The organism is Achromobacter denitrificans NBRC 15125 (assembly GCF_001571365.1).
GTDB classification, from domain to species: Bacteria; Pseudomonadota; Gammaproteobacteria; order Burkholderiales; family Burkholderiaceae_B; genus Achromobacter; species Achromobacter denitrificans.
On the sequence record NZ_BCTQ01000032.1, the window covers coordinates 1 to 16962 of the forward strand.

13 protein-coding genes and 1 tRNA gene are annotated in these 16962 nt (G+C 62.1%); 11 read left to right on the forward strand and 3 right to left on the reverse strand.

Going from position 1 to position 16962, the window contains the following annotated elements; all coding sequences use genetic code 11:
* Positions 1–329: 329 nt before the first annotated feature.
* The 3 genes from ADE01S_RS22910 to ADE01S_RS22920 all read right to left on the reverse strand — a co-directional run bounded on the left by ADE01S_RS22910 (position 330) and on the right by ADE01S_RS22920 (position 2417).
* Positions 330–1097: a UDP-2,3-diacylglucosamine diphosphatase gene (locus ADE01S_RS22910; protein WP_062684053.1), complete on the reverse strand. Its 768-nt coding sequence runs from the start codon at positions 1095–1097 to the stop codon at positions 330–332.
* On the reverse strand, positions 1090–1599 hold the full coding sequence (locus ADE01S_RS22915) for a peptidylprolyl isomerase (protein ID WP_042794482.1): 510 nt from the start codon (positions 1597–1599) through the stop codon (positions 1090–1092). Before ADE01S_RS22915 ends, ADE01S_RS22910 begins: the two co-directional genes overlap by 8 nt.
* Positions 1600–1733: 134 nt before the next feature.
* Positions 1734–2417, reverse strand: coding sequence for a tetratricopeptide repeat protein (locus ADE01S_RS22920; RefSeq protein WP_062684054.1), 684 nt, complete (start codon positions 2415–2417; stop codon positions 1734–1736).
* A 277-nt stretch (positions 2418–2694) separates the two neighbouring features.
* Here ADE01S_RS22920 and cysS point away from each other — a divergent pair, with 277 nt between their 5' ends.
* From cysS to ADE01S_RS22965, 11 genes are all read left to right on the forward strand, one after another.
* Positions 2695–4149, forward strand: a complete 1455-nt coding sequence (gene cysS / locus ADE01S_RS22925) for a cysteine--tRNA ligase (protein WP_062684055.1) — start codon at positions 2695–2697, stop codon at positions 4147–4149.
* A 20-nt stretch (positions 4150–4169) separates the two neighbouring features.
* A complete protein-coding gene (locus tag ADE01S_RS22930) occupies positions 4170–4811 on the forward strand; it encodes a DNA-3-methyladenine glycosylase family protein (protein ID WP_062684103.1) in 642 nt (213 codons plus the stop codon).
* Positions 4812–4847: 36 nt separating this feature from the next.
* Entirely contained in the window at positions 4848–5813 is a 966-nt protein-coding gene (locus ADE01S_RS22935) for an acetyl-CoA carboxylase carboxyltransferase subunit alpha (RefSeq protein WP_062684056.1), read from the forward strand.
* Between the two features lie 151 nt (positions 5814–5964).
* Positions 5965–6939, forward strand: coding sequence for a tRNA lysidine(34) synthetase TilS (gene tilS, locus ADE01S_RS22940; protein ID WP_305954979.1), 975 nt, complete (start codon positions 5965–5967; stop codon positions 6937–6939).
* A 176-nt stretch (positions 6940–7115) separates the two neighbouring features.
* Complete coding sequence (locus tag ADE01S_RS22945) at positions 7116–8381, forward strand: aspartate kinase (RefSeq protein ID WP_062684058.1); 1266 nt, start codon at positions 7116–7118, stop codon at positions 8379–8381.
* An 87-nt stretch (positions 8382–8468) separates the two neighbouring features.
* Positions 8469–8561, forward strand: a tRNA-Ser gene (locus ADE01S_RS22950).
* Positions 8562–9625: 1064 nt separating this feature from the next.
* Entirely contained in the window at positions 9626–11326 is a 1701-nt protein-coding gene (locus ADE01S_RS31640) for a hypothetical protein (protein ID WP_131828752.1), read from the forward strand.
* A gap of 4 nt (positions 11327–11330) precedes the next feature.
* Complete coding sequence (locus ADE01S_RS31645; protein WP_131828753.1) at positions 11331–12350, forward strand: hypothetical protein; 1020 nt, start codon at positions 11331–11333, stop codon at positions 12348–12350.
* Between the two features lie 195 nt (positions 12351–12545).
* The gene (mnmH, locus tag ADE01S_RS22955) at positions 12546–13610 is read left to right on the forward strand and encodes a tRNA 2-selenouridine(34) synthase MnmH (protein WP_062684059.1); all 1065 of its coding nucleotides are present in this window, start codon (positions 12546–12548) and stop codon (positions 13608–13610) included.
* Positions 13611–13731: 121 nt separating this feature from the next.
* Positions 13732–14625, forward strand: a complete 894-nt coding sequence (locus ADE01S_RS22960) for a hypothetical protein (RefSeq protein ID WP_207554429.1) — start codon at positions 13732–13734, stop codon at positions 14623–14625.
* A 46-nt stretch (positions 14626–14671) separates the two neighbouring features.
* Complete coding sequence (locus ADE01S_RS22965) at positions 14672–16957, forward strand: hypothetical protein (RefSeq protein WP_131828754.1); 2286 nt, start codon at positions 14672–14674, stop codon at positions 16955–16957.
* Positions 16958–16962 lie beyond the last annotated feature (5 nt).

A 16962-nucleotide genomic window follows, 5' to 3' on the forward strand; every position in this document is an offset into this window, starting at 1 on the left:
TTCTTGCCTAGGAACTGCCGCGCTCCACCCATCCTACGCTTCCAGGTGGTCGTGCGCGCGGTGCTGCGTTTCGGCGCCGTGGTCGCGGCCTGGATCTTCACCCGCTGAAGCCTTCGCAGCGGCGAAAAAAAAGGGCCCCGTGGGGGCCGTAGGATGGGTGGAGCGCGAGAGTTCTTAAGCCAGAAAACCGCCATCCATCGCGCGAAACCCATGCGGCCATGGGCAGACTGGTTTTGGGTCTATGCCGGGCACCGTCTGCCCACTGCCGCATGGGTTTCGCGCGTTGAGCACCGGGGGTCTTGCTCAGGAACTGCCGCGCTCCACCCATCCTACGTTTCTAAATCGTAGAACTCCAGGCCGTCGCGGTCGATGACCAGCCAGCCGCCGCGCGGCGGGTTGGCGTGGTCGCAGTCCCAATCGGGCAGCACCCAGCGTTCGCATTTCCTGCCGTCGACGGCCAGCACGTGGCGGGCCGGGCGGTGCGTGTGGCCGTGGATCAGCACGCGCACGCCCGTGTCGCGGAAGGCCTGTTCGACGGCGCCGGCGTTGACGTCCATGATTTCCATGGATTTCGTCTGGTTGGCCGCCTGGCTTTCGCCGCGGGCCTGCTGCGCCATCGCCAGCCGTTCAGGAATGGTCTTGGCCAGGAATTCGGCCTGCCACTGGGGGTTGCGGACCATCTGGCGGAACTGCTGGTACGCGGCGTCGTCGGTACAGTATTCGTCGCCGTGCGTCAGCAGGATCGGGCCGAAGTCCGTTTCCAGCAGCGCGGGCTCCGGCAGCAGCCGGGCGCCCAGCGCCTGGGCGAGTTCCTCGCCGATGAGGAAGTCGCGGTTGCCGCGGCCCAGCCAGACTGGGATGCGCGCGGCCGTGTCGCGAAGCGCCGTCAGCGCCGTGGCAAGCCACGGCGGCGCGGCGCGGATCACGTCGTCCCCGATCCAGGCATCGAAGATGTCGCCCGGCAGCAGCAGGGCGGCAGCTTCTTCCCGGGCCGCCTCCAGGAAGGCCAGGAAGGCCTCCGAAGTCGCCGGCGTGGCCGGCCCCAGGTGCAGGTCGGACGCCAGCCAGACGGGGCCGGGCAGGCTGATCTTATTCAAGAACTTCGGCCTTCTCGATGATGACGTCTTCGTTCGGGACGTTCTGGTGGAAGCCCTTGTTGCCGGTCTTCACGCCCTTGATCTTGTCGACCACGTCCGTGCCTTCGGTCACGGTGCCGAACACGGCGTAGCCCCAGCCGTTGGGGGTAGGGGCGGTGAAGTTCAGGAAGTCGTTGTTGGACACGTTGATGAAGAACTGCGCCGTGGCCGAGTGCGGATCGCTGGTGCGGGCCATAGCCAGGGTGTACTTGTCGTTCTTCAGGCCGTTGTTGGCCTCGTTCTCGATGGGGGCATGGGTCTGCTTCTGCTTCATGCCGGGTTCGAAGCCGCCGCCCTGGATCATGAAGCCATCGATCACGCGATGGAACACCGTGCCGTTGTAGAAGCCTTCCTTCACGTAGGTCAGGAAGTTCTCGACGGTCTTGGGCGCCTTGGCGGCGTCCAGGGTGATGACCATGTCGCCTTGGTTCGTTTGAAGCTTGACGCGGGGATTGGTGCTCATGGCTTTTGTGCCTTCAGAGGTGGAGGTGGAGGAATTGGCCGCCGGGGCGGCGCTGACGAGCGCCGGCGCGAATGCGGCCAGCGCGAACGAGCACGCCGTCAGGCGCAGCAGGTGGAGAGGGGAGAAGCGGGACATCATTTGCCTTGTTTATCCTTCAACATGGTTTCGACTTCACGGGCCTTGTCCTGCATGCCGGGCACGCCGTCGCTGGCGGCCTTCTTGTAGGTGCGCAGGGCCTGCAGGAGCTGCAGGTCGCCCAGGTTGGCGCGCGCGGCGGCGTAGTTCGGGTCGGCGCGCAGGGCCATCTGGAGGGCATCCTGCGCTCTTTCGAGTTCGCCGCGGCCCGCATATAGAGCCGCCAGATTGTTCCAAGGTTCCGGAAGCTCCGGGAACCGGGTGGTCATTTCGTTGTAGACGTCGATGGCCTCGTTGGTGCGGTGCAGGGCGGCCAGCGCGCGCGCGTGCTGGAACATCAGCTGCACGTCGGTGCCGCGCTGGTCCTTGGTCTCGGCCAGGCGTTTCTCGATCAGCGCCAGCGCCTCTTCGTCGTCGCCGCGGTTGAGCAGGCGCTCGATGTGGGTGGTGATCTGCGAAGCCGAGGGCGTCAGCCGGGTGTCCACGCCGGGCTTGGCGGCTTCCAGCAGCTTGGCGAGGCTGTCCCAGCCGCCTTCGGGCGGGATGGGATCCAGGGTGGTGCGGCTGGCATTGGGGTTTTCGCCGCCGCCGCCGGCCATGGACTGGGCAAAAGAGGCTCCAACCGGCGCGCTCGCCAGGGCCAGAGCGAGCAGGGCGACGCGAAAGCGCGGCTTGATAGTCACGTGGTCATCCGTTAAAAGTCGTGGCGGGTCATCGCTTACGCGCGCGACCGGGCCGCTTGCTATACTTGACGACCACCATTTTAGCCCCGGTTGGGTTTTGGCTCGACATCGGGGCAAGAGGCCCGGGCGTATTGTCGACGAGATCGCCGGAAATGGGGTGGGGATGCAAAACCCAGGATCGCGATCCGATCCGGCGGCACGCGTCGAAGGTATTTTCCTTCGACGGCAACTTTCCGCAACCGCCACGGAAAATTTAGACAAAGCCGAATAAAGCGCCATGCTGCAAATCTACAACACGTTATCGCGTACGAAAGAACCGTTCAAGCCGACCCAGGCTGGCCAGGTGCGCATGTACGTGTGCGGCATGACCGTCTACGACTTCTGCCATCTGGGCCATGCCCGCATGCTGGTCTCGTTCGACGTGGTGCAGCGCTGGCTGCGCGCGAGCGGCCTGGCGGTCGACTACGTGCGCAACATCACCGACATCGACGACAAGATCATCCGCCGCGCCGTCGAGACCGGCCGCCGCATCGGCGAAGTCACCGAGTTCTACATCGATGCCATGCACGCGGACGAGCGCGCGCTGGGCGTCCAGACGCCGGACCGCGAGCCCCGCGCCACCCAGTACGTGGGTGAAATGCTGGACATCATCGGCAAGCTGGAACAGAACGGCCTGGCCTACCAGGCCGACGACGGCGACGTGAACTACGCCGTGCGCGGCTTCCCCGGTTACGGCAAGCTCTCCGGCAAGACCCTGGACGACCTGCGCGCCGGCGAACGCGTCGCCGTGGGCTCGGCCAAGCGCGATCCGCTGGATTTCGTCCTGTGGAAGTCCGCCAAGGCCGAGGAACCCGCCGACACCAAGTGGGAATCGCCTTACGGGCTGGGCCGTCCGGGCTGGCACATCGAGTGCTCGGCCATGAGCAAGAGCCTGCTGGGGCTGCCGCTGGACATCCACGGCGGCGGGCCGGACCTGAAATTCCCCCACCACGAAAACGAGATCGCCCAGACCGAAGGCGCCTTCGGCGGCGCCCTGGCCAATATCTGGATGCATTGCGGCCCGCTCATGGTCGACTCGGACAAGATGTCCAAGTCCCTGGGCAACTTCCGCACCATCCGCCAGACCGTCGCGCTGGATGACCCGTCGGCCGACCAGTCCACTTACCGCGTCAACCCGCGCGAAGCGGAAATGGTGCGTTTCTTCATCGTGCGCAACCACTACCGCAGCCCGCAGAACTACACGCCGGACAACCTGGTCGATGCGCAGAACGCGCTGGACCGCCTGTACCAGGCGCTCCAGAACGTGCCGGCCGACGACCAGGGCATCGACTGGAACGAACCCCAGGCCCAGGCCTTCAAGGCGGCCATGGACGACGACTTCAACAGCTCCGGCGCCGTGGCGGCCCTGTTCGAGCTGGCCTCCGAGGCCAACCGCGGCAAGAGTGCGCGCAGCGCCGGCCAGATGAAGGCGCTGGCGGCCCTGCTGGGCCTGCTGCAACAGGATCCGGCTGCCTATTTCCAATCGCCCACCCGCTATTCGGCGGCCGCGATGGAGCAGGGCGAGCGCCGGGCGCTGGACGCCGACGCGATCCAGTCCCTGATCGATGCGCGCGCGGCGGCTAAGGCCGCCCGCAACTTCGCCGAAGCGGACCGCATCCGCGCGGAACTGCGCGACGCCGGCATCGAGCTCGACGACAAGCCGGGCGGCCTGACGCAATGGCGCCGCGCTTGAGCCGCCAGGATACGCCCGCCATGTCCACCGACCTTGAGATTCCCAAGCCCGAGTATTGGGAAGCCGCCGTAGCCCACTTGATGCGGCGCGACCGCATCCTGAAGAAGATCATCCCCCAGCACCCGGAGGTCTGGCTGACCTCGCGCGGCACGCCTTTCGTGACGCTGGCGCGGGCGATCATCGGGCAACAGATCTCCCCCAAGGCGGCCGATGCCGTCTGGACCAAGTTCATCGACGCCGTGGGCAAGCGCCCCACGCCCGTCGCCGTGCTGCGCGTCGGCCTGGACGGCCTGCGCGCAGCCGGCCTGTCGCAGCGCAAGGCCGAGTACGTCGTCGACCTAGCCGTGCATTTCGGCGAACGGCGGGTGCACCCCGAGAAATGGGCGGCCATGGACGACGAAGCCGTCATTTCCGAGCTGGTCGCCATCCGCGGCATCGGACGCTGGACGGCGGAGATGTTTTTGATTTTCAATCTGCAGCGGCCTGACGTTCTGCCGCTGGATGATCCCGGGTTGCTCAAGGCAATCTCGCTACACTATTTCAGCGGCGAGCCTGTCTCTCGCTTCGAGGCTCGCGAAGTCTCGTTGGCGTGGCAACCCTGGCGTACCGTGGCGACCTGGTATCTGTGGCGCAGTCTGGAACCGACTCCGGTCCAGTACTGACGCAGGCCAGGCAGCCCATCTACGGAACCACACTACATGCGCAATACATTTCTGGAATTCGAACAACCGCTCGCCGAGCTTGAGAACAAGATCGAGCAGCTGCGCTACGTGCAGGCCGATTCGGCGGTGGACATCTCCGACGAGATCGGACGTCTGCAGCAGAAGAGCCAGACCTTGGCCAAGGAGATCTACGCCAAGCTGACGCCCTGGCAGACGGCCCTGGTCGCCCGCCATCCCCAGCGCCCCTACACGCTGGACTACGTGCGCGAAATGTTCACCGATTTCCACGAGCTGCACGGCGACCGCATGTACGCCGACGACCAGTCCATCGTGGGCGGCCTGGCGCGTTTCAACGGCACGCCCTGCATGGTCATCGGCCATCAGAAGGGCCGCGACACCAAGGAACGCGCCGCCCGCAATTTCGGCATGCCGCGTCCCGAAGGCTACCGCAAGGCCCTGCGCCTGATGCGCCTGGCCGAGAAGTTCGGCATTCCCGTGTTCACCTTCGTGGATACCCCGGGCGCCTATCCCGGCATCGGCGCCGAAGAGCGCGGCCAGTCCGAAGCCATCGGCCATAACCTGTACGCCATGGCCGAGCTGAAGGTTCCCGTGATCTGCACGATCATCGGCGAAGGCGGGTCGGGCGGCGCCCTGGCCATCGCCGTGGGCAACGCCGTGCTGATGCTGCAGTACGCCACCTACGCCGTGATCTCGCCGGAAGGCTGCGCGTCCATCCTGTGGCGCAGCGCCGAGAAGGCGCCGGAGGCGGCCGAGGCCCTGGCCATCATCGCCCCGCGCCTGAAGGACCTGGGCCTGGTGGACCGCGTGGTCAACGAGCCGGTGGGCGGCGCCCACCGCGATCCGCGCGTCATGGCCCGCCTGCTGCGCCGCGCGCTGGGCGACGCCCTGCGCCAGCTCCAGGGCATGACGCCCGAACAGCTCGTGGAACAGCGCGTCCAGCGCCTGCTGTCCTACGGCGCCTTCCAGGAAGTGCGCGCCTGAGGCCGCGCAGGGCGCCGGCTTCGCGCCGGCGCCTCGGCCACGCGCCACGCCTCCTCCCCTCATGACTGCCCCCGACGCGCCCGGCACCCCCGAGCCGACCGGGGCGGATCCGTCTCCTGCGCTGCCCCTGTCTCCCGAGCTGGCCTCAGCCTTGCGCCGCGCGCTGCTGGCGCTGCCCGAGCGTCCGGCGCGCATCGCGGTGGCGGTGAGCGGCGGCGCGGACTCGGCCATGCTCGCCGTGCATGCGGCGGCCGTGGCGCGGGAGCTCGGCATCGGCATCGCGCTGTTCCACGTGCACCACGGGCTGCAGGCCAGCGCCGACGAATGGGGGCGGCAGGTGCGCGTGCTGGCGGAGCGCCTGGCGCTGCCCCTGTCCGAAGCCCGCGTCGACGTCGCGCTGGGGGCGGGCAAGGGCATCGAGGCCGCCGCTCGCGACGCCCGCTATGCCGCGCTGGCCCGTCTGGCCGGCGAGCACGGCATCCGCCACGTGCTGCTGGCCCATCATCGCAACGACCAGGCGGAAACCGTGCTGCTGCGCCTGCTGCGCGGAACGGGCCTGGTGGGCATGGCGGCCATGAAGCCCGTCTCGGCGCGCGACGGCGTGGTCTACCTGCGTCCCTGGTTGGAACTCGGGCGCGAAGCGATCCTGCGGGCCGCCGACGACGTCGAGGCCGCCTGCGGCTGGCGTCCCGTACAGGACCCCACCAACGCCGATCCCCGCTACACCCGCGCCGCGCTGCGAGAACTGCTGGCGCCGGCGCTGGACGCCCGCTGGCCGGGGTGGCGGGCCATCGTCGCCCGGCACGCGCGCCACATGGCGCAGGCGGCCGAGATCCTCGATGAGGTAGCGCGGGAAGATTTCGCGGCGCTCGACCCCAGCCCGGACGGCGCCAGTTTTTCGCTGAAGGCGTGGCGCGGCCTGTCGGAAGCGCGGCAAGCGCACGTGCTGCGCCATTGGCTGGAGCGCAACGGCGCCCGCATGCCCACGGATGCCCGCATGCAGGACCTGCTGCGCCAGCTGCGCGGGTTGCACAGCCTGGGACACGACCGCCAACTGCGGGTAGAGCAGGCGGGCCACGTCATCCGCTGCCACCGGGGGCGGGTCTGGGTGGAGCCCAGGGCCTAGGGCCTATCTGGGGACGCTGGCTCCAGGCGTTTCGTGGCGCATTCGCCGCGAAAACCGCCGGAATTACCGCGGTATGGACGGAAAATTGCGCAAACTGCGCAAAATTTTACCGTCGCGCTAGAATATACGGCTTTGCCCGTCAACCTTTTGCGGCGGGTCCCCAGCCAGAGTACGAGATGTCCCTGATCGTTCACAAATATGGCGGTACTTCGATGGGCTCGGTCGAGCGCATCAAGAACGTGGCGCGCCGCGTCGCGAAGTGGCACGCCGCCGGCCACCAGGTTGTCGTTGTTCCGTCGGCGATGGCGGGCGAAACCAATCGCCTGCTGGGCTTGGCGCGCGAGATTTCGCCGCAGCCCGACAATCGCGAGCTCGACATGATCGCCGCCACCGGCGAGCAGGCCAGCAGCGGCCTGCTGGCCATTGCCTTGCAGGCCGAAGGCGTGCCGGCGCGCAGCTATGCCGGTTGGCAGGTGCCCGTGCGCACGGATTCGTCCTTCACGAAAGCCCGCATCAGCTCCATCGACGACGCCCGCATCCGCGGCGACCTCGATGCCGGCCGCGTGGTCATCGTCACGGGCTTCCAGGGCGTCGATCCCGAAGGCCACATCACCACGCTGGGCCGCGGCGGTTCCGACACCTCGGCCGTGGCCGTGGCGGCCGCCATCAAGGCCGACGAATGCCTGATCTACACCGACGTGGACGGCGTCTACACGACCGATCCGCGCGTGGTGCCCGAAGCGCGCCGCATGGCCGTCGTTTCCTTCGAGGAAATGCTGGAAATGGCGTCGCTGGGTTCCAAGGTCCTGCAGATCCGCTCGGTCGAATTCGCCGGCAAATACCGTGTGCCGGTCCGGGTCCTGTCCTCGCTGACCGACCCGCTTATCCCGCTCGATGAAGAAATGGTCTCGGGCACGCTGATTACTTTTGAGGAAGACGAAAAAATGGAAGCCGCCGTTGTCTCCGGCATCGCCTTCAGCCGCGACGAAGCCAAAATCACCCTGCTGGCCGTTCCGGACAAGCCAGGTATCGCCTTCTCCATCCTGGGTCCGGTCGCCGCCGCCAACATCGACGTCGACATGATCGTGCAGAACCAGTCCGTGGCCGGCACGACCGATTTCTCGTTCACCGTGAATCGCAACGAGTTCGCGCGCGCCGTGGACCTGCTCAAGCGCGAAGTCATCCCCGCCGTGGGCGCTCGCGAATTGTCCACCGACGAGAAGGTCGCCAAGGTCTCCATCGTCGGCATCGGCATGCGCTCGCACGTGGGCGTCGCCAGCCTGATGTTCCAGACGCTGTCGCAGGAAGGCATCAACATCCAGATGATCAGCACCAGCGAGATCAAGACCTCGGTGATCATCGACGACAAGTACATGGAACTGGGCGTGCGCGCGCTGCACAAGGCCTTCGGCCTGGACCAGGCGCCGGCCGAGAAGGCCTGAAGATAAGGCTTCGGCACGATTTTTTTCGCGATGTATGCCGCGAGGCAGCAAGAGTGTAAAAAGTCGTGCTAGAATCTCGTTCTCTTCGGAGATGTGCCCGAGAGGCTGAAGGGGCTCCCCTGCTAAGGGAGTATGTGGCTAAAAACTGCATCGTGGGTTCGAATCCCACCATCTCCGCCAGATTCTCTCCGAGCCGGTTCCGACCGGCCCCGGAGATAAGAAACCCGCAATCGCGAAAGTGATTGCGGGTTTTTTCATTATCTTATCGTTGTCTCCCAGGATTCAGTAAGTCTCGGTATCCAACGGCCTTGTTTGGCGCCAGAGGAGTCTACTCGTGGACAGGAGCAAGCCAACGTCTGAGTGGTACGGCTCTGAAGAAACACGCCGAGGTCAAATCGGGCGTAGCTAAGATGAGTCACGCGGTCTACCCTTGCGACCTAAAGCGGAGGCGTTGGATACGCATCGAAGGCAACCTGAGCCGAGACTCACTGTGTACACAGACAGGTGTAGTAGTGCAGGTTGAAGGGGTGCTAGCTACCTCCACGAATACCTCGCTCCTGGAATCGTCGCATTTCTTCATTTTCAACGTCCGACGTGCAGAACGAGCGGAGCTCAGCAGATGTCCGGGATCATGGCCGAGCCCGGTCGTCGCGTAGCGCAATAACGTCAGGAAATGCGGAATGTAAGGCCAAGCACCGGGATACCTACAATTCCGTACGGCAATCAATGGATGCGGCCAGCAACTCCTGAGTTCCACCAAATCCGCTATGGGCGCAGAGGCTTGTTCCGTTAGTCCAACACGTCAACTCAGCTTGACCTGCCACTCATAGCCGTCGCGGCGAGACATCTCATCTATGGATAGGCGACGCGCCAGGGCTTGAATCTAAAACTACTTGGTTTCGACCCAGATGATGACTTTGAAGCGAAAGTGGCGGTGAAAATATAGTCGAACTAATCTTTTCTTTGTCGACCTATCTCTGAACTATGTTGGGAATGGCAGAGAGAGCGAAAGCTCCGTAGAAAAAATGATCTGGCACATTTTCTGGTCGGGGTTTGAAAAAAAAAGGGGGCGGATTGTGAGCCGCCCTTCGCTCTGGGTGTGAAAGGAAGATGTTCTTCCCCGAAACGGAAGGAAGAAGGATGTCTACTTTTGCATGATTGACGGTTCTTTGATTCAAATGAAAAATAAAGGACGCCAGATCAGTACTGCTTAGTTTCGTTATATCCAATAGAGATGGCATCGAATGGAAATGATTGCCATGATTGCTTGCAACCGTGAACTTCGGATGTGTCTAGCATTGGTTTTATTTTTAATGAGTGGGTGGCACGCTCTCGCGAGCACGCCATTGCCTACGCCCACTTTGGATGTCGTGAAAAAGCGGGTAGGAGACGCAATCCGCGATGCGGCAAACAATAAATCATTAGGTGTCGATCCTGTAGTTGGCCAGGAAATCGTGGCGGATTCTGTCGGATTTGTGGCGAATTTCTGCGGGGAATATGCTCCAAAAGGTGCCCAGGATCCCTGTACTGCTGTCTTTTTCAATGAGGACGAACTGCGCTCTATTGTGGCGGCTTTCCTTGCTGATGCGCTTAGGCGTCCAGCCAAGATAGAAACTATCTCTTCACGAATGGCACATCGTGCAGGCTTGACTATGGCCGATGTAGGCATTGCTGAAAAACGTGAAAATTATATTGGAATTGTGCAAGTTCCGGAAAGGTTCCGGCGCACAGATATTTCGTTGCGTACCGCGTACGGCCTGGAGCGGATTGGGAGCGCAGCTGATTTTCTGTTGCTCAGTCCTGGGAACCATGATTTGGTGGCCACTGCGGGCGATGGGAGTGTTGTATCAGTGCGAGTGGAAATGCCTATGTTGGGAACTGGAAGATGGAAGGAGATGAACGAGGCTGACGCTACGACTGGACGAATCGACGTTCCTCTTGAGAGCTTCTGTAGTCCGTCAGGCGAAATAAAACTCATCGGCGCGCTGGCAATGTTCAATGCCGGCAGGGCGAAGATTAGTGAGAGTCGCGAGGAGGCGGGCACACATACGATGCCAGTGGCGCTTCAGACAGGGATAGATATTTCCGTTCTGGATGAAACCGGCTTGTGTGACAACGTATGTATGAAAGGAATCGGCGTAGCGTTTGCGAAGGCTATTGCGATCTGGCGATCCGGGTGTGAGAGGTGTCGAGGGAGTGCTCTGTCGGTCGTGCGGGTGGGGTCCAGTGTTTGGTTGGATCGGAAAGCAACCAACAGAATAAGGAGGATTTTGCAGGATAGGAACATTAGGGTTGATTTCGACCTTGGTAAGTCATTGCCAGACGAGACTCTTACATACATTAATGCTCCAAGCCCATTAGTGCCTAGAAGCGCCATCGTAGGATTCAGTCAAGTAGATGGGGACAACGAAGTTATAAATGTTCTGTGCGGGTTGGGTTCGTCAACTGGAAGTGATTGGGTGAACAGCGCACGAGGATTTCTGTGCGATGGATCGCCTCAGTCCAAGATGGTTTTGCTGCCCACGTTGGAAATAAAAAAAACTCCGACTGATTGTGGAGAAATGGCCATTGCATGCGCTGTGCCCGGCGGCAAGGTGCAGATCACAATTCGCGACTATGAGTTCCGTATATCGACTCCCTCAGGTACGACGATGTTGAGGAGTGCGACCTCAAAGGCTACCCATAGTCTTGGACCCATCCTTGTACACGAAGTAGGGCATTGGTTCGGAGTCCCTCATCCAGAAATGGTGGGAGTTCTCAATAAGGATATTATGTCTGGTGTTTTTAATCCGGATAATGTCTGTGTTTCTGCGCAAAGTCTAATAATGCTTGACAATGCTACGGATGACCGCTGGCAGTACAGAGCTAAGAATAATCAAGCCTTACTGCCACTTTCTACCAAGCCAAATTCTCAGTTCGGTAGCGATAATACGCATAAGAGGTGAGCTCATGGTCGCAGATAAAACTGTATCGTTGTTGGTTAGTTTGTTTGTTTTGACTTCGCCTGCGGTGGCCCAGGAGTGGAAAGACTATAATAAGAACATTGTTGATACTGTGGATTGGTTGGCAAAAAATAAGGCAAGCCTGGGGTATGATTTAAAATCAAGATATACAGATAATTTGAAATACGGTTCGTATGTGTTTCCCGGAAGGAATAGCCCGAATACTATGTGTGTGGCAGCCGTTTTCGAGATCATTGTTCGCTCGTTAGCCGACGCTAGGCAAGAGGATGGGACGTTGGTTAGTGATCGCTTGATGCCGGGACAGGTGCTCGGGGGATCCTCGGCTTTAAGTGTTGCGCCATACATTTTTCAATATAGATCGAACGCGATTTTTCCTGAGTATGGGAGAAAATTTTCGGCTGGGGCTGGTGATGCGTTTGTGCTGTTTGGGATGGGAAGGTATGTGGCCTTCGAAGCAGCCAAAGCAGGGGATTTTATATACTTTAATCGGGCGGGCGGCGGCGGGCACGCAGCAGTTTTTATTTCCTATCTCAATAAATTAGGGGCGCCTTCAGATGGCAAGTCTGCAGTGGGGTTTAGATATTTTTCCGCCCAAAAGGGAGGAACAAATGGGCTTGGCTATCGCGATGCGTTCTTTGGTGGCTGTCCATCTGTAAAGACAGATTATGTGAAGGATTGCGAAGTAATTCGAAGTTCTGAACGACGACTGCTTTCGGTAAGTAGGCTCCATCATCCAAGTGAATGGCAGACCTCATATAGCGCGATACGAGTACAGCGATTTTTCAAAGGGGACTCTATAGAGACGTTTTTTGAGGGCGAGCGTGCGTTTCGAAAGCGGACACATGAAGAGTTGTTGGAGGCAGAGAAGAGCGCTAAAGAGTATGCAAAGAAAGGGCTATTTCCGCTGATAGTTCCCCCGATAGCCGGTGAGGCAACGATTGCGGAGGATAATCTGCGGAATGTGGAGTTTAGTGTTGGAGAATTTGGCCCGGAATTTCCCGGTTGATAGCGTATTTCATATTATTTGATTGCGACGAATTGATGGGTTTGGAGAGGGAAAGATGCTGCCCCTAAGCGTGGCTGAAAATAAAATAGACGGCACGTGCGTAAGTCGTGGTGGTCGTGTTGTTCTTGATAGTCCATCCTTAGCGTGTTGAGCTGGTGTGCGAAAATCCCGCTTTCCCCTACTAGCGCCGCAAACTTGAAACACCTGCTCGCCACGCTGGACCGGCTGGACGAATTCGATGAAATCATCGACGTGCGCACGCCGCTCGAATTCGCCGACGACCACATCCCCGGCGCCACCAACGCGCCGGTGCTGAGCAACGAAGAGCGGGTCGTGGTCGGCACGCTGTACAAGCAGGTCTCGCCCTTCGAGGCATCGCGGGTCGGCGCCGCGCTGGTGGCGCGCAACATCGCCGCGCACCTCGACACCACCTTCGCCGACCGCCGCCAGGGCTGGCGCCCGCTGATCTATTGCTGGCGCGGCGGCACGCGCTCCGGTTCCATGACGACCATGTTCAACATGATCGGCTGGCGCGCGCGGCAGCTGGACGGCGGCTACAAGACCTATCGCCAGTCCACCTTGGACGCGCTGGATACGCTGCCGGCCGCCTTGCGCTACATCGTGCTGGCCGGGCCCACCGGCAGCGGCAAGACGCGGCTGCTGAACGCGCTGGTGCAGGCGGGCGCGCAGACGCTGGACCTGGAGCGCCTGGCCGCGCATCGGGGCTCCCTGTTGGGCGCATGGGCCGGCGTGCCCCAGCCCTCGCAGAAAGGCTTCGATACGCTGCTGGCGCAGGCGCTGCGCGCTTTCGATCCGGCGCGGCCGGTCTTCGTCGAGGCGGAGAGCCGCAAGATCGGCGCGGTCGCCTTGCCGGCGGCGCTGCTCGCGGCCATGCACGCCAGCCCGTGCGTCGAGGTCAATTCCCGCCGCGAAGACCGCGCCGCCTTCCTGCAGCAGGACTATGCCCAGCTGTTCGACGACCCGGGCTCGCTCAAGGCGCAGCTGGCGCGCATGATCGGCCTGCACAGCCGCGAGCGCGTCGGCGGCTGGCAGGCGCTGGTCGATAGCGGCGCGCGCGCCGAACTGGCCCGCGAACTGATAGACCGGCACTACGACCCGGCCTATGCCCGCAGCTGCCACGCGCATTTCACGCGGCTGCCGCAAGCCTTGCGACTGGAGTTCCGGCCCAACGATGCCGACGTGGTGGAGCAGGCGAAAGCGCTGCTGGCTCGGCTGGACGCGGCGGGAGATGGTATCTAGGCGGTGTCGGCCCATCCATTCGAAGGGGGGCGGTGACGATCGCGTTTTCCAGGGAATTGCGAGAGAATCAGCGTCATTTGGGCGAATCATCTGCCTTGCAGCAATCTGCTACGGAGCGACGATGATGCATACCTTGTGGCGAACCGGGGTCTTGCCTTGCCTGACGGCGATCATCGTCGCGCCCACGACGGCCAGCGCGTTCGATGCGGAAATGCATCCGGCATACACGAAGCAGGCGGTGACGGCATACCGTCATTGCGGCGGAGGAACGCTTTCCGAGCAGCAGGCTGAAGCCTACGCCGACGGTACCGAGGCCGAGGACTCCAATCTCGTCACCCTGGGGCAGCGCGCCGCCAATTGGCATTTCCATAACCGCGACGGAAAGCTCCAGGATGGCTGGTTCGTCAACCGCAGCCTCGACGTGATTTTCGCCAAGCGCAACGACGAGCTTGAGGCGCTGCTGACGGCCAGGAAACTCGACACCGAAAAGATCTACAAACAGGCAGGCCGGGTGCTGCATTACATCCAGGACATGAGCGTGCCGGCTCATGTCGTTCCCGTGTATCACGCGAAACTGCCGCTGTTGGGAGGCGGAGACCCGTTCGATGCCTACCGGCGAAACGCGGCAGCGCCGCCATTCAGCCTCTCGGCGCCGGAATGCGCCGCCTTGCGCCAGTCGGTGACGACCGGCCGGGGATATCCGCAGACGCTGTTGCAGGCAACGGCCTTGGCCACACTGCAGCGGATAGGCCAGCCTGGTCCGACGCCCGGCGCGGGAGAGTGGGAGAGATACTGGATCTATCCGTCCAAGGATTCCTCGCAAGCGCGCGACGGCTGGGGCAGTTACGGGGATTGTGAATTCAAGGTCGACAACGCCGCTCAGGGATGCAAGGGGCGGGAGCAACTCGATGCGCTGTTCGATTTGCAGTACCGGGACGTTTTGATGAACTCCGTGCGCATGCTGGTGTATGTCGAACGGCGGCTCGCGGAGCGTCAACCGAAACCCGGGAATTGATACAGAGGTGTGCCAGAAAATCAGTTGACGCACGGGGAGAGGGGATATGCATGCACAAACCGAAGAGGCCGCCTTGCCGCGGCGGAAATGGGCCTCCAAAGGGCCGATCATGCTGTTGGCGCTGGTTTGCGCCGGGCTGGCGCTATTGCTCGCCGCAGGATGCAGTGGGGTGATGGGAAGCGTTGCCAACACTGTTTATCCCAGCCTGGCCCAACCTGAAGAAACCGAAGCTCCGCCAACTTTTACCGCGTACCTGCCTTCCGCAACCACTCAGGCGATCCTGGGCGGGCGGGGCCAGGGGCTCAATTGTTCGATTCCGCCGCTGCTGGCGCGCCTGGCCTTTAGTGGGGAAGGCAACGAGTCGGATGTGAGCCTGCGTTTTCGTCAGGCCTGCGTCATGCATGACATGTGCTATCGGCACGGCTATGCCACGTATCGCTACACCCAGGCGGACTGCGACACGATGCTGCAGCAGTCGGCATACAGGCTGTGCCGTCAGATCTATCGCCCGGCGGGCAACTCCGCCGTGCAGAAGGTCTACGATGACTGCGAGACCGAAGCGAAGAAGGTACTGCTTGGGGTCACGTTGGGGGGGGGCGGGTCGTATCTGGCGGCGGACCGTTCCACCTATTTCGAGTATGACCCGATGCCGGTGCGCGCGGATGATTACGTGGTCGGAAGGGCGGTGCCCATGGCCGGAGAGGGCGGCGACAAGAATGACATCGGGATCCGTACCTTCTACGTCAGACGGAATACGGTGGAAATGGCCATGTTGACGAGTCCCTCGCCTGCGGAACCGGGGTTGGGCGGGCGACGGACAGGGCCGGCGCTGTTCCCCGAGCGTCTGATCGCCACTCCCCCTATGTTGCTTGCGGCGGGATCGTCCCAGGAGCGGTTCGCGGCCTTGGCCCGGGATTCCTTTGGGAACACCGATCTGACGGTTGTCAGCTATCGCATCAGCGGCTCGCCCTCGGGCCGCGAGTCCAATCCCGCGTTTTCACTTTCGACATGCGAGGGTGGACAAGAAGGCCCCTGCGTGAGCGCGACCGACGCGTCGATACGAAAACTGGCGGTGATCGACGGCGCTCCCGTCCTCCTGTCACTGACCCATCGAGGAACGCTCAAAGGTTCCGCCGACACCGGGTCTGGGAGCGGCAGCACGGTGAAGATCGTGCAGAAAAGCCTCGCGCGGCTAATCGTCGATGACGCGGGGTCAGGTTCGTCCGGCGCTTCGGATGTCGTATGCATGGCGGGAACCATCAGTGTCACCGGATCCGACGGCAGGTCCAGGTGCGTAATGGACGACTATCCCTTGAACGGCCCCAGGTTGGTCGGGGACAAGTACCGCTTTTTGCAGCACGATGTCCTGCTGGAGCAAGATGGCGCGGGCAACGCGACTCACGCCTGGGTGCTGGGCCGCGGGGCCTTACTCACTTCCGGCGAGGGCGTTCCCTTTGTCACCGAGAGTCCGGGGAAGGACTACGCGTCCAGGCTGGTGGTCGTGCGTCAGGCATTGGGCAATGGGAAGCATGACGATACGCAGCGCTTTTCCCTGAACGTATCGGAAGCGGATGAACCGCTTTCCCTGGTGAATCTGGGACCGGCGGCGGGAACTGTATTGATGGGGCTTGCCTGGAAGGGAGATGACCTCGGTCGTGTCGTAGACGGAAAGCCGCCGGCATCCGCTCCCATTGTGAAGCTCTGGACCATGCCGGCTCCGGGGCAGCTTCCTGATCCCCAGCCCGTGGAGGTTGCGCTGCCTCAGGCGCTGAAGGATAGATTCATCGATATTCCTCCCGTGGTCGTGCGCCAGCCTGGAATGGACTCCCCTTTGTTCGTTTTCGTGCGTGTCGACGACCCGCTGACGCGGGGAGCGCCTGATGATCCATCCCCTGCCGATCCCAAGAAAACGGTGCGTCTACGGTTCCAGGTGCTGACGCTTGGCAACACGGATCTGGCGGCGAAGGCTTTCTCTAGCCTGGGAGAATTCACTTGCCTGATCGATCTGGAAAAGCAATGGCAATTGCCCGCCGCGGCGCAAATACGGACACGCGCATTCCGCGCCTTTGCGCTGAATGAGAAGAACTGGCAGGGTGATACTGCGCGGGCGCTGCCCGCACATGTGCAGGAACGGCTGGTCAGGGACTTGTCGTATCGCTGGAGGATGAGCCAATTGATTGCGTCCGAACGGATGTCCGAGGACGGGAAAAGCCTGCTGGCCTTGACCATGGTCTTCAATGGGTTTCCCGCCCTGTCCACCCAGATGCTGCTGCGGCCGCAGGATTCTGGTCCGCGGCTCGTGCAGGAGGGCGCCTGTATCGGCGCGGCGTGAGCCGC

What these genes read in the sequence shown, in the direction of transcription:
- ADE01S_RS22960 (WP_207554429.1), top strand. Translation starts at nt 13,732, where the DNA reads ATGATGCATACCTTGTGGCGAACCGGGGTCTTGCCTTGCCTGACGGCG.
- ADE01S_RS22915 (WP_042794482.1), bottom strand. Translation starts at nt 1,599, where the DNA reads ATGAGCACCAATCCCCGCGTCAAGCTTCAAACGAACCAAGGCGACATG.
- ADE01S_RS22935 (WP_062684056.1), top strand. Translation starts at nt 4,848, where the DNA reads ATGCGCAATACATTTCTGGAATTCGAACAACCGCTCGCCGAGCTTGAG.
- ADE01S_RS22965 (WP_131828754.1), top strand. Translation starts at nt 14,672, where the DNA reads ATGCATGCACAAACCGAAGAGGCCGCCTTGCCGCGGCGGAAATGGGCC.
- ADE01S_RS22930 (WP_062684103.1), top strand. Translation starts at nt 4,170, where the DNA reads ATGTCCACCGACCTTGAGATTCCCAAGCCCGAGTATTGGGAAGCCGCC.
- ADE01S_RS22945 (WP_062684058.1), top strand. Translation starts at nt 7,116, where the DNA reads ATGTCCCTGATCGTTCACAAATATGGCGGTACTTCGATGGGCTCGGTC.
- ADE01S_RS31645 (WP_131828753.1), top strand. Translation starts at nt 11,331, where the DNA reads ATGGTCGCAGATAAAACTGTATCGTTGTTGGTTAGTTTGTTTGTTTTG.
- cysS (WP_062684055.1), top strand. Translation starts at nt 2,695, where the DNA reads ATGCTGCAAATCTACAACACGTTATCGCGTACGAAAGAACCGTTCAAG.
- ADE01S_RS31640 (WP_131828752.1), top strand. Translation starts at nt 9,626, where the DNA reads ATGGAAATGATTGCCATGATTGCTTGCAACCGTGAACTTCGGATGTGT.